This window comes from Nocardioides salsibiostraticola, from assembly GCF_054783655.1.
Genome location: NZ_BAAGQD010000001.1, coordinates 181491 through 194114 on the forward strand (window position 1 = coordinate 181491; position 12624 = coordinate 194114).

Genomic DNA, 12624 nt, shown 5'->3' on the forward strand with positions numbered 1-12624 from the left:
AATGGCCATCACACGACGCATTCTGCTGAGCTCCGGTGCCGCCCTCGGCGGGGCTATCGCCGCTGGACCGGCTGCTGCCCAGTCGGCTGCCCAGTCGGTCGCTCAGGCTGCGGGCCGCTCGGTGGTGCGAGCGATCCCGCGTCGGCAGGGCACCACGCTGGCCTCGATCTTCTCGCGAGGCGCGGCGAACGTCGGTGGGTACCAACGGCTCGTACGCCGCGGCGGGGAACGACACCTGGTCCGCACCGATCTGGGGGTCAAGGCCAAAGCCAAACGCAAGGACCGTCGACGTGGGCTGATCGCCTTCGTCCAGCTCAGCGACGTGCACATCGTCGACGCCCAGTCCCCGTTGCGGGTGGAGTGGACCGACCGTTTCGATGATCCCGGTCCGACCGTCACCGGCGTCTTCACCTCGGCCTACCGACCGTGGGAGATGCTCTCCGGTCAGATCGCCGACTCGATGGTGCGTCGGATCAACCGCATCCGCACAGGTCCGGTGACCGGCCGGAAACTGGCGCTCGCCATCCAGACCGGTGACAACTCCGACAACTCGCAGTTCAACGAGATCCGCTGGAACATCGACCTGCTGGGCGGCGCCCGGGTAGCGGTCGACTCCGGGGACCGGGGCCGCTACGAAGGCGTCTGCGACAGCGACCCGGTGTACTACGACCGGGCCTACTGGCACCCGGACGGACCGCCCCCTGGCGCCCTGGCCGATGCTGCGATGACGCGTTTCGGCTACCCGAAGGCACCCGGACTCCTGGACGCCGCTCGTCGGCCCTTCCGGGCCCAGGGTCTCGACATGCCCTGGTTCACCGCCTTCGGGAACCACGACGGCCTTGTCCAGGGGAACTTTCCTGGCGTCCTCCCACTAAACGCGATCGCCACCGGTCCGGTGAAGATCATCTCGCCGCCGGCGGGCGCCAACCCCGCCGAACTGCTCGCCGGCGCCGGTGGAGATCTCCCGAGCCTGTTCGCGTCGCTCGCACTCACCCCGGGAGCCCGGGTGGTGACGCCTGATCCGGACCGGCGTCTCCTCTCGCGTGCGGAGATCGTCGAGGAACACTTCGACACCCCGGGACTCCCCCGTGGCCACGGCTTCACCGCCACCAATCGTCGGGAGGGGACGGCGTACTACACCGTCGACCGGGGTCAGATCCGCTTCATCGTCCTCGACAGCGTCAACCCGAACGGCAACTCGAACGGGTCCTTGGACGCGACCCAGTTCGCCTGGCTCAAGAAGGTGCTCGGGCGTTCGCAGAACAAGTACTGCCTGATCTTCAGTCACCACACCTCCTCATCCATGGACAACCCCCTGATCGGGACCGGCGCAGACGTCGAGCCTCGAGTGCTGGGCGAGGAGGTGTTGGCCCTGTTCCTGCGCAACCCGAAGGTCGTCGCCTGGATCAACGGCCACACCCACCGCAACGAGATCACCGCACATCGTCGCGACCGCCCGGGGGCTGGTGGCCTGTGGGAGATCAACACCGCCGCCCACATCGACTGGCCACAGCAGGCGCGCATCATCGAGGTCGTCGACAACCGCGACAACACCATCTCGATCTTCAGCACCGTGATCGACCACGCCGGCCCGGCGTCGAACCGGGGCTCGCTGGCCAATCCGAAAGTGCTCGCGGGCCTGGCTCGTGAACTGGCCGCCAACGACCCGCAGAGCCGGACGAATCCCGACCGGGGACGCGGCCGACGCCGCGACCGCAACGTCGAGTTGCTGGTCCGAACCCCCAAGCAGTTGCGTCCGGGGTACCGAGGCAAGAAGTAGGGGATCTGGATCCCCTACGGGCCTTCAGTTGTCCAGTGCCGCCAGCTGGCCACAGGCGCCGTCGATCTCGGACCCTCGGGTGTCCCGCACCGTGGTCGAGATCCCGTGTGACTCCAGTCGACGGACGAACTCACGCTCGTCGGCCGGGTCCGAGGCGGTCCACTTCGACCCCGGGGTGGGGTTCAGCGGGATCAGGTTCACGTGCACCCAGCCCCAGTCACCGAACGAGTTCAGCACCTCGGCGAGCAGGTCGGCCCGCCACGCCTGGTCGTTGATCCCGCGCATCATGGCGTACTCGATGGACACGCGTCGCTTGGTCTTCTCGGCGTAGAGCCAGGCGGCCTCGACGGTTTCGTGGACCGAGTAGCGGGTGTTGATCGGCACCAGTTCGTTGCGCAACTCGTCATCGGGGGCGTGCAGGCTCAGGGCCAGCGTGACGGGGATCCCCTCCTCGGTCAGCTGCTTGATCCGCGGCACCAGGCCGACGGTCGACACCGTGATCCCGCGCGCCGACATCCCCAGTCCGTCGGGGGTCGGGTCGGTCAGGCGGCGTACGGCGCCCATCACGGCCTTGTAGTTGGCCAGGGGCTCGCCCATGCCCATGAAGACCACGTTGGACACGCGGCCAGGTCCTCCGGCGACCTCGTCACGGGCCAGCGATCGGGCGCCCGCCACGACCTGCTCGACGATCTCGGCCGTCGACATGTTCCGTTGCAGACCACCCTGCCCGGTGGCACAAAAGGGGCACGCCATGCCGCAACCGGCTTGGCTCGACACACACATGGTCACCCGACCGGGGTAGCGCATCAGAACCGACTCGACCAGAGCGCCGTCGAAGAGCTTCCACAGTGTCTTACGCGTGGTCCCCTTATCGGCCTCCATCGTGCGCAGCGGCGTCATCAGCGTGGGCAACAGTGCCTCGACCAGTTCACCTCGCGTCTCGGCCGGCAGGTCGGTCATCTGCTCGGGGTCGTCGACCAGCCGAGAGAAGTAGTGCGCTGAGAGCTGCTTGGCTCGGAACCCGGGAAGACCGGCGGACTCAGCTCGTTCCTTGCGCTCAGCGGGAGTCAGGTCGGCCAGGTGCGGAGGCGGCTTGCGCCGGCCCTTCGGCTCGTCGAACACCAGCGGAAGGGTCTTGATCGGTTCATCCATAACCCACCCAGTGTGGCACCCACCGCCACGGTGAGCCGAAAGCACGAGAGGAGATCGGTCAGTTCATGGCGAACAACACGTAGAGCACCAGTGCCGTGACTCCGCCGACGACCACCAGCGTGCTGAACAGTCCGATCAGCATGAAGAACGCGAAACGTCGGGTCTTCCCGATCGTCAGCAGGACGAGGGGCACGATCAGGGTCAACAGCACGAACGGGAAGAGCTGCTCGGCCCGCTCGTAGTCGACCAGTTGGGCCAGGATGCCGGCGTACAGGCCGGGCACCACGACGAGGAAGGCGATCCCGGCGAAGAATCCGGTCAGGGCGGAGAAGGTCGGGTGTCCCCGGTGCCACCAGTTCGGCGCTTCCGCCGGCTGAGGTTCTGCCGGATCCATCGGATCAGACGGCGCCTCGGATTCGGCGTCGGATAGCGCGCCGGCGTCGCGGGCCGGCGTCGGGGGAGCAGAGGATTCGAGCGTCTCGGGCTCGGGGGCAGCCGAGTCGGGGCCGCTCACCTGTGAGACCTCTGCCTCCAGCTCCGCGGCGCGGTGTTTGGGCGACGGCGGCGGAGAAGGCTCAGGCGTTGGGGCCGGCTCGTTGGCCGGGCTCGAGATCGCGGCTTCGTTGCCCAGGCCGGGGCTGGCCGCAACCGCGGTGGGGCGTGGAGGCTGTGCGGGGGCGAATCCGGGCGCCGGTGTGAGCGCGGCGCGGCCCTGCCACTTGCGGCGTACGACGTCCGCGGCGGCGACGGCGACTACCGCGCCAGCGGCAACCACGGGGGCCGACCTTGCCTTGCGTTGCGTCACGTGACGTCCTCCGGCAACTCGCTCAGCTTCGTGTCGCGGCCACCTCTGGTGTGTGTGCCGCCGTTGCGGACCCTAGCCCGCTCCGGGGTGGCTCCGCACGCGCCACGCTCAGGACGGAAACGGGTCAGGCGAAGACGAGGTAGTGCAGGAGCAACCAGATCGGGGCGATCGTGGCGAGCAGCGAGTCCAGCCGGTCCATCAGGCCGCCGTGGCCGGGAATCACCTGGCTCATGTCCTTGATGCCCAGATCCCGCTTCATCACCGACTCCACGAGGTCGCCCAGCGTGGCCATGACGGCGGTGATGAGCCCCAGGATGATCCCGACCCACCAGTTGCCGTCGAGCAGGAAGACGACCAGGATCACTCCGGCGCCGGCGCAGGCGAGCACCGACCCTGCGAAACCCTCCCAGGACTTCTTCGGGGAGATGACCGGGGCCATCGGGTGCTTGCCGAACAGCACACCAGCGGCGTAACCGCCGGTGTCGGACGCCACCGTGATCAGCACGAAGGTGACGATGCCGATGACGCCGTCGTTGTCGAGCCCTCCCCCATCGAGCCCGCCCTCGGCCAGGAGTAGAGCGACGAACGAGCCCAGGAACGGCACATAGATCAGCGTGAGGACCGAGGCGGAGGCGTTCTTGACGTAACCGTCGATCCCACGGTTGAGCAACCACAGCATGGTGACCAGCGCGGTTACTGCGGTCGCCGTCACGAGCGCTTCGGCCCCGAAGAGATAGGCCACCACCACCATCGTGATGCCGCCGATGGTCAGCGGTTCACGCGGAAGGTCGATGTCCTTCGCGGACAACCCGCGGCTGAGTTCCCACACGGCCACGATCACCGCGATCACGACGATGAGCATGAACAGCGGCTTGTAGAAGTAGAGCGAGGCTCCCACCGACCCCAGCAACACGATCCCGGAGATGACGGCAGCCTTGAGGTCGCGACCGGCGCGACCGTGATCCTTCTGCGCGGTCGCGTGCTGGGCTGAGGTGTCGTCCATCGGGTCCGGTCGCTGGGCTGTCATCGGGTCCTCAGACCTCGATCAGCTCGGCTTCCTTGTTCTTCAGCATCTCGTCGATGGCGTCGGTGTGCGTCTTGGTCATCCCGTCGAGACGCTTCTCGGCACCGTTGACCTCGTCCTTGCCCGCTTCGCCGTCCTTCTCGAGCTTCTCGAGGGACTGCTTGGCGTTGCGGCGCAGGTTGCGCACGGCCACCCGACCGTCCTCGGCCTTGGCCTTGGCGATCTTGACGTACTCCTTGCGGCGTTCCTCGGTCAGTTCGGGGAAGACGCAGCGCAGCACCCGGCCGTCGCTGGACGGGTTGACCCCCAGGTCCGAGTCACGGACGGACCGCTCGACCGCGTCGATCGCGGTGATGTCGAAGGGGGCCACGATGATGATGCGTGCCTCGGGAGCCGTGAACGAGGCGAGTTGCTGCAGCGGTGTGGGGGTGCCGTAGTACTCCACCATGATCTTGCTGAACATGCTGGGCTGAACACGACCCGCGCGGATGGCGGCGAACTCTTCGCGCGTCGCCTGGACCGACTTGTCCATCTTGCCGTCGGCCTCGTTGAGGATGCTGTTGATCACGGCTGTTGCTCCTGTGGTCTCGGGTGGGTCGCAATGCAGGTGGTGCTGGCCAGATGTTGGGTGGCTTTCAGCCTGGATGGACCAGCGTGCCGATCTTCTCACCCTGAACGGCTCGAAGGATGCTTCCTGGCTCGGCCATGCCCAGAACGATCATCGGCAGACCGTTCTCGCGAGCGAGAGTGAAGGCGGTCTGGTCCATGACCTTCAGGCCGCGCTCGATGGCCTCGTCGTAGGTGAGGGAGTCGAGTTTGACGGCGTCAGGGTCCTTACGGGGGTCCGCGGTGTAAAGACCGTCGACACCGTTCTTGTCGTAGATCACCACGTCGCAGCGGCTTTCGAGGGCCCGCTGGACCGCGACGGTGTCGGTGGAGAAGAAGGGCATGCCCATCCCGGCTCCGAAGATGACGACCCGACCCTTCTCCATGTGGCGGATCGCGCGGCGCGGGATGTAGGGCTCGGCGACCTGGCCCATGGTGATGGCGGTCTGCACCCGGGTGTCGATGCCCAACTTCTCCAGGAAGTCCTGCAGGGCCAGGCAGTTCATCACGATGCCGAGCATGCCCATGTAGTCGGCGCGAACGCGGTCCATGCCGCGCTGCTGCAACTCGGCGCCTCGGAAGAAGTTGCCTCCCCCGGTGACCACGGCGATCTGGGTCCCCGAACGAGCCACCTCCGCGATCTCGTGGGCGATCTTCTGCACCACGTCAGGGTCGACTCCGACCTTGCCGCCGCCGAAAACTTCGCCCGACAGCTTCAACAGGACCCGGTCGTATCCAGCCACCCCTGATGTCTCCTGCTCTGCTCGTCGTGATGCCCCGATGGGCCTCAGGGCAACCTATCCGATCCGGGGCGCCGGGTCTCGCTCGCCTAGCGCGACGCCAGCAGGACGATGACGGCGATCACCATGGCCGCGGCCAACACCGCGGCGAGAATCTTCAGGACACTGAAGGGACGGTCGCCCACGACCTCACCGGTGTTGGCGTTCACCATGACCTGCCAACTCTTCCCGGCGTGGAGGTAGGTGGCGATCCACAGCGGCATCAGCACCAACTTGAACATCGCTTGGGAGTAGGTGACGTCCATATGGTCGACGCGTTGCTCGTCGCCGCCGATGTCGTGGCGACAGTCCCCCTCGATGACCCCCTTCATGACCTGACGCGCTTGGGCGGCACCGTCCTTCGGGTCGACGTCATAGCGCAGCGCGGAGTATCCAGCGAGATACTCCTGCTGGAAGGGTCGCGCCTCGGCCAGGGTCCACGGCCCCATCTTGTTGAGCTTCTTCTGCTCCAGCTGCCGGCTGCCTAAGACCAGGACGTCGTCGAAGAACCGCGACACGGAGCCCGAAGCGCCGTACCAGCGAGTACGTCGCTCCTGTCGGGTCTCCGTGCGGGTACCGCCCTTGCCGTCGGGAACCTGGTCGGTGACCGTGACGTAGTAGTACTCCCCTCGCTGGCCGGTGTAGTCGGTCCGTGTCTGGGCGTCGAAGGTCCAATGGGGGACGTAGGTTCCGGCCAGGGCTTCGGTGGACCCGACCTTCTTCAGGCCGTTCGGGGCGAACCACCGGGATCCGACCCAGTCGGCGAAAGCGTTCTGTGCACCTCGGGTGTCGATCTTGAAGGGGACGACGGCCTCGGGCGGCACCAGACCCGGCGGCTGCTCCAGCGCGACCAGGGCTCCCGCACAGAACTGACAGGAGCTCGCCAGGTTCTTGGTCTCGGTCGTGGCGCCGCAGCTGCGGCACTGGACGATCTGAGCCCCGATCGTGGCCACCTCGACGCCCCCGTGTCGGGCACGCCACTGGTCGTAGGAGTGTTCCTCGATCTGCGCGGTGGGACCGGCGATCTCGAGGTAACTTCCGCACGAGGAGCAGCGCAGGGCACTGCTCCCCGGCGCGTAGGCGGCCTGAGCCCCGCAGCGGGGGCAGGTCGAGCTCATCGGGGCGGGAGGGACGCTCTGTTGCGCCGGGTCCGGGGTCGGGGGGATCGGACTGTCGGTCATCGAGTCGTCGCTCAGCCTTCGGTGGTCTGCGGGGGCAGGGGCGGCGGCAGAGCGGGGAACAGGCTGCGCAACTCCGGCAACTCCGAGGCCGCGGTCCAGGTCGGCATACCGTCGCGCCAGACCAGCGTGGTGGGAGTCAGTTCGCCGGCGGCGATCCGCTCCGGCATCTCGGGCACGGTCACCGGTCCGACCTGTTGGCCGTTCACAGCCAGGAAGAAGGAAGCCGCCGCTCCTGGAATCGGCGGGGGCCCACCGGTGGGGGCCGCGGCCGTCTGTTGGGGGCTGAGGTTGTTGGCCATCTGCTGTCCCATGGCCATCCCCATCCCCATGCCCAGACCCTCCCCGGCGCCGCCGGGGTTGTTCGCCGCGTCGCCGATCGCCTCCGCGGTCTGGAACTTGGTGTACTGGTCGAGGTTGCCCAGCACGCCCATCGAGGTGCGCTTGTCCAGCGCTTCCTCGACCTCGGGCGGCAGAGAGATGTTCTCGATGACGAACCGCGGGATGCTGATGCCGAAGTCGGCCAAGTTGCTGGTCAACGTACCGGCCAGGGTGGCGGCGATCGTCTGCTGGTTGGCCGCGAGGTCGAGCATCGGCAGGTTGGAGTTCCCCAGCGCCGTTCCGACCTGGCTGACGATGGTCTGGCGCAGGAACTCCGAGACCTCCTCGGTACGGAAGTGCGGGTCGGTGCCGACGAGTTGGCGCAACATGGCTGCTGCGTCGACGACCTGCAGCGAGTACGTGCCGAACGCTCGCAGCCGCACCATCCCGAACTCGGCGTCGCGCATCGTCACCGGATTCTGAGTGCCCCACTTCATATCGGTGTACTGCCGCATGCCGACGAAGTAGACCTCGGCCTTGAACGGTGACTCGAAGCCGTACTTCCAGCCCTTCAGGTCCGAGAGGATCGGAAGGTTCTTGGTCTCGAGGGTGTACGTGCCGGGGGTGAAGGCATCAGCGATCTGTCCCTCGTTCACGAAGACCGCGACCTGACCTTCACGCACCACCAGTTGGGCGCCGTTCTTGATCTCGTTGTCGTGGCGGGGAAACCGCCATACGAGGGTGTCGCGACTGGCGTCGAGGAACTCGACGATGTCGATGAACTGACCTCTGACCTTGTCGAACAGTCCCATCGTCTTCTCCTACGTTTGTTCGGTTTCGCAGGATCGTAGTGGAATCGAGAGGCTGGGGCGGTGGAACTCGAAGGGGCCGACCCGAATCGGGACGACAGGCGCCCGAAATGCACGACAGCGCCGGTCCCCGAGGGGAACCGGCGCTGTCGAGGTGCTGCTTAGGAACCGACCTCGAAGCGGGCGAACCGCTTCAGGGTGGTGCTCGAGCCGTCGAGGACAGCCTTGACGGACTTCTTGTTCTCCGTGACGGAGGGCTGCTCGAGGAGCACGACCTCCTTGAAGAAACCGTTGAGCCGACCCTCGGTGATCTTGGCGATCGCCTGCTCGGGCTTACCCTCCTCACGTGAGGTCGCCTCGGCGATCTCACGCTCCTTGGCCACGATGTCCTCGGGGACCTCGTCGCGGGTGAGGTACTGCGGGCGCATCGCGGCGGCCTGCATGGCGGCGCCGCGCGCTGCGTCGGCGTCACCTTCGTACTCGACCAGCACGCCCACGGCGGGCGGCAGGTCTGCGGCACGGCGGTGCATGTAGGTCACCACAGAGCCACCGAAGTAGGCGACGCGGCCGAGTTCGATCTTCTCGCCGATGGCGATCGCCAGGTCCTGCACGACCTCCCCGACGGTCTTGTCGCCAAGCGGCACAGCCTTCAGCGACTCCAGGTCACCGGCTTGGGCCTTCTCAGCGGCGGCGACGATCTGCTCGGAGGCCGCGATGAACTCGGCGCCCTTGGCGACGAAGTCGGTCTCGCACTTGAGCTCGATCAACGCGCCACCGGAGGTGGCGACCAGTCCAGCCGAAGCCTCGCGCTCCGCACCACGCTGGGCGGCCTTGGCGGCACCCTTCACGCGGAGCAGCTCGATGGCTTTGTCGAAGTCGCCGTCGGTCTCGGTCAGGGCCTTCTTGCAGTCCATCATCCCGGCACCGGTCTGGTCCCGGAGTTTCTTGACATCACTTGCAGCGAAGCTTGCCATGCGTGTCTCTTCCCTCGAATCTGTCGTGTCTGAGGTGGGTGCGGCGGGACCCGCCGCGGGTGGATGTTTCAGGCGGTGATGAGGCGGAGCCTCAGGCCTGGGCCGGGGTCTCGGCCGCAGCGTCAGCAGCGGGAGCCTCGGTCGCAGCGTCAGCGGCAGGAGCCTCGGTCGCAGCGTCAGCGGCAGGAGCCTCGGTCGCAGCGTCAGCAGCGGGAGCGTCGGTCGCGGCCGCAGCGGCCTCGTCGGAAGCCGCGGCCTCGGACGATGCTCCGGTGGCCTCGGATGCAGGCTCGGTCGGGGTCTCGGTCGCAGCCTCGGCGGGCTTGTCGCCACCGGTGGCGGAGACAGCAGCCTTCTCGGCGTCGCCGGCGAGCAACTCGCGCTCCCACTCGGCCAGCGGCTCCTCGGCACCCGGGGTGGCCTTCTCGCCCTCACCGGTCTTGGCGCCCGAGCGGGCGATGAGACCTTCGGCGACGGCGTCGGCGATGACGCGGGTCAAAAGGCCGACCGCGCGGATGGCGTCGTCGTTGCCGGGGATCGGGAAGTCGACGGTGTCGGGGTCGCAGTTGGTGTCCAGGATGCCGATGATCGGGATCTTGAGCTTGCGGGCCTCTTCGACAGCGAGGTGCTCCTTGTTGGTGTCGACGATCCAGACGGCGTTCGGGACGCGGCCCATCTCGCGGATACCACCGAGGGACTTGTCGAGCTTGTCGCGCTCGCGGCGCATCTGCAGCAGTTCCTTCTTGGTGCGGCTGCTGCCGGCAACGTCGTCGAAGTCGATCTCGTCGAGCTCCTTCAGACGCTGGATGCGCTGGGCGACGGTCTGGAAGTTGGTGAGCATTCCGCCCAACCAACGCTGGTTGACGTACGGCATGCCGACGCGGGTCGCCTGCTCGGCGATCGCTTCCTGGGCCTGCTTCTTGGTGCCGACGAACATCACGGTGCCGCCCTTGGCGACAGTCTCCTTGATGAAGGCGTAGGAGCGGTCGATGTAGGCCAGCGACTGCTGCAGGTCGATGATGTAGATGCCGTTGCGCTCGGTCATGATGAAGCGCTTCATCTTCGGGTTCCAGCGACGGGTCTGGTGTCCGAAGTGGACGCCGCTCTCGAGGAGCTGGCGCATGGTCACAACTGCCATGGTGATTCTCTTTCCTGGCCGGATCGGATTCGTCTGCGCGCCTTCCGACCCTCGTGGACCAAGGGCACCCGATCGCTTTGGCGAGCGGGCAGAACGCGCCGAATCTTCTTCGGCATTGATTTCAGTTGGTTGCGGCCGACGGTTGTCGACCACCCTGATGCCTGCACGGGATCGGACCCGCCACCCGACTTCGGTGACTGGACTGACGATCCGCGTCCGTGGGCGAGAAACTCGGAAGTTTCGTCACGGTCTGCACGCATGCGAATTCCGGTCGCCCCATTCGCACAGGACTCCCGGTGGTCTCAGGTTAGTCCAGGCCGGGTGACTCCGCCAATCCGGGCCGCCGGTGGCGGGAGTTTCACCGGCCGGCCGGTGAAACTGGACCTTGGACGAGAAAGTTTTGTCGTCCAAGGTCCAGTTTCGTCGGCCAAGGTCGCCTAGGGCAACCCAGGAACCATGCACAACGTGGCGCAAGCCTGCCGCCATCCACCGGGTCGCCGTACGTCGGCCGGCACCGCCCGTCCGCGCCGCATTCTGTCGTCATGGCGTCGCTCTCCTCTCTCATCCGTGCCCTCATCAGCGCTCCCCTCCTAGTTGCGCCCCTACTGCTGGCGTCGCTCAGCACACCAGCAGCGGCCGTCGAGGAGCCGATCGGGCAATGGCCCTTGGTTCCCGAGCCGGAGGTCGTCGAAGGTTTCGACCCACCGAGCAATCCGTACGCCGCAGGCCACCGTGGCGTGGACCTGATGGGTGAGACCGACCAAGCGGTTCGCACCGCCCTCCCGGGAACCGTCAGCTTTGCGGGGCCGCTGGCGGGCCGAGGCGTAGTGGTGGTCGACCACGGCGCCACGCGCACCACCTATGAGCCGGTGGATGCGCGCGTAACCGTGGGCGATCCGGTCGCAGCGGGCGACGTCATCGGCCGGCTGCAGCTGCCCGGGTCTCACTGCTTTCCTCGCGCCTGCCTGCACTGGGGATGGCGTGAGGGCGACACCTACCTCGATCCGTTGCGGCTCGTGGGCGCCGGCCCGGTCCGGTTGTTGCCGCTGTGGCGCGATTCGCCCACCGCAGCTTCAGGACCATCGGGCGTGTCGCCGCCCTCACCACCCACGGTGTCCGGCCGCGGCGCGTCGATCGGCTCAGGCGCGGGGATGGGCCTGCTGGAAGGCGCGGCGTAGCCGGTCGGTGGTGACGTGGGTGTAGCGCTGGGTCGTGTTGAGCGAGGCATGACCCAGCAGCTCCTGCACCGACCGGAGGTCCGCCCCGCCCTCGAGCAGATGGGTCGCCGCGGAGTGACGCAGACCGTGCGGTCCGATGTCCGGCGCTCCCGGAACCGCCGCGATGCGCTGATGCACCATCGTCCGAACGGCCCGCGGGTCGATGCGCCGTCCGCGCATCCCCAGGAACAACGCCGGGCCGGCCTCGGGCACGATGACCTGACCCCGCGCCGAGTTCACCCAGCGGTCGACGGCGGTCGCGGCCGGTTTCCCGAACGGTACGACGCGTTCCTTGCGCCCCTTGCCCAGGACCCGGACGACCTGACGCTCCCGGTCCACGTCGTCGACATCCAGTCCGACGAGTTCACCCACCCGCACTCCGGTCGCGTAGAGCAACTCCAGTACCGCGACGTCACGAATACCGACCAGACTGCCGTCATCGGCTCGGAGGGCTGCGGACTCGACGAGGTCGCGAGCTTCATCCACGCGCAGAACCACCGGGAGGGCCGACCTCGCCCGCGGTGATCCCAAGGCGGCTCCCGGATCGGTTGCGATGCGGCCGCTACGAGCCAGCCACGCCGTGAACAGCCGGGCGGCCGTGGCCCGGCGGGCCATCGTGGTGCGCGCCTTGCCCGTGCTCTGTTGCTTGGCCAGCCAACTGCGCAGGAGTCGTAGATCCAGATCCGTCAGATCGTTCATCCCTGAGCGAACGGCGTGATCGGCCAGGTCTGCCAAGTCGGTCAGGTAGGCCCGCACCGTGTGGGCCGACAGATCACGCTCGGAGGTGAGGTGACGCTCGTACTCCCCCAGCATGCGTGCCATCGCCTCAGGGAGGCCGGAG

The 12624-nt window shown here is 67.3% G+C and carries 12 protein-coding genes; 2 read left to right on the forward strand and 10 right to left on the reverse strand.

Annotated elements, in window-relative coordinates; all coding sequences use genetic code 11:
- Position 1 precedes the first annotated feature (1 nt).
- Positions 2-1780 (forward strand): TIGR03767 family metallophosphoesterase, encoded by a 1779-nt coding sequence (locus ACYVLV_RS00880; protein ID WP_460806917.1) that lies wholly within the window; start codon positions 2-4, stop codon positions 1778-1780.
- A gap of 24 nt (positions 1781-1804) precedes the next feature.
- Here the strand turns inward: ACYVLV_RS00880 and rlmN are convergent, their stop codons facing one another.
- From rlmN to rpsB, 9 genes are all read right to left on the reverse strand, one after another.
- Complete coding sequence (gene rlmN / locus ACYVLV_RS00885) at positions 1805-2932, reverse strand: dual-specificity RNA methyltransferase RlmN (RefSeq protein ID WP_460806918.1); 1128 nt, start codon at positions 2930-2932, stop codon at positions 1805-1807.
- A 58-nt stretch (positions 2933-2990) separates the two neighbouring features.
- The gene (locus ACYVLV_RS00890; RefSeq protein WP_460806920.1) at positions 2991-3737 is read right to left on the reverse strand and encodes a hypothetical protein; all 747 of its coding nucleotides are present in this window, start codon (positions 3735-3737) and stop codon (positions 2991-2993) included.
- 124 nt (positions 3738-3861) lie between these two features.
- A complete protein-coding gene (locus ACYVLV_RS00895) occupies positions 3862-4764 on the reverse strand; it encodes a phosphatidate cytidylyltransferase (RefSeq protein WP_460806921.1) in 903 nt (300 codons plus the stop codon).
- A 7-nt stretch (positions 4765-4771) separates the two neighbouring features.
- A complete protein-coding gene (frr, locus tag ACYVLV_RS00900) occupies positions 4772-5326 on the reverse strand; it encodes a ribosome recycling factor (RefSeq protein WP_460807390.1) in 555 nt (184 codons plus the stop codon).
- 70 nt (positions 5327-5396) lie between these two features.
- A complete protein-coding gene (gene pyrH, locus ACYVLV_RS00905; RefSeq protein ID WP_460806923.1) occupies positions 5397-6110 on the reverse strand; it encodes a UMP kinase in 714 nt (237 codons plus the stop codon).
- An 86-nt stretch (positions 6111-6196) separates the two neighbouring features.
- Positions 6197-7327 (reverse strand): TFIIB-type zinc ribbon-containing protein, encoded by a 1131-nt coding sequence (locus ACYVLV_RS00910; RefSeq protein ID WP_460806925.1) that lies wholly within the window; start codon positions 7325-7327, stop codon positions 6197-6199.
- 11 nt (positions 7328-7338) lie between these two features.
- On the reverse strand, positions 7339-8457 hold the full coding sequence (locus ACYVLV_RS00915; protein WP_460806927.1) for an SPFH domain-containing protein: 1119 nt from the start codon (positions 8455-8457) through the stop codon (positions 7339-7341).
- 158 nt (positions 8458-8615) lie between these two features.
- On the reverse strand, positions 8616-9428 hold the full coding sequence (gene tsf, locus ACYVLV_RS00920; RefSeq protein WP_460806929.1) for a translation elongation factor Ts: 813 nt from the start codon (positions 9426-9428) through the stop codon (positions 8616-8618).
- A 91-nt stretch (positions 9429-9519) separates the two neighbouring features.
- Positions 9520-10566 carry a 30S ribosomal protein S2 gene (gene rpsB, locus ACYVLV_RS00925; protein ID WP_460806930.1) on the reverse strand — a complete coding sequence of 349 codons (1047 nt, stop codon included), beginning with the start codon at positions 10564-10566 and terminating at the stop codon, positions 9520-9522.
- Positions 10567-11108: 542 nt separating this feature from the next.
- Here rpsB and ACYVLV_RS00930 point away from each other — a divergent pair.
- Complete coding sequence (locus tag ACYVLV_RS00930; protein WP_460806932.1) at positions 11109-11744, forward strand: murein hydrolase activator EnvC family protein; 636 nt, start codon at positions 11109-11111, stop codon at positions 11742-11744.
- Here ACYVLV_RS00930 and ACYVLV_RS00935 read toward each other — a convergent pair.
- Complete coding sequence (locus ACYVLV_RS00935) at positions 11706-12605, reverse strand: tyrosine recombinase XerC (protein ID WP_460807391.1); 900 nt, start codon at positions 12603-12605, stop codon at positions 11706-11708. The genes ACYVLV_RS00930 and ACYVLV_RS00935 overlap by 39 nt on opposite strands.
- Positions 12606-12624 lie beyond the last annotated feature (19 nt).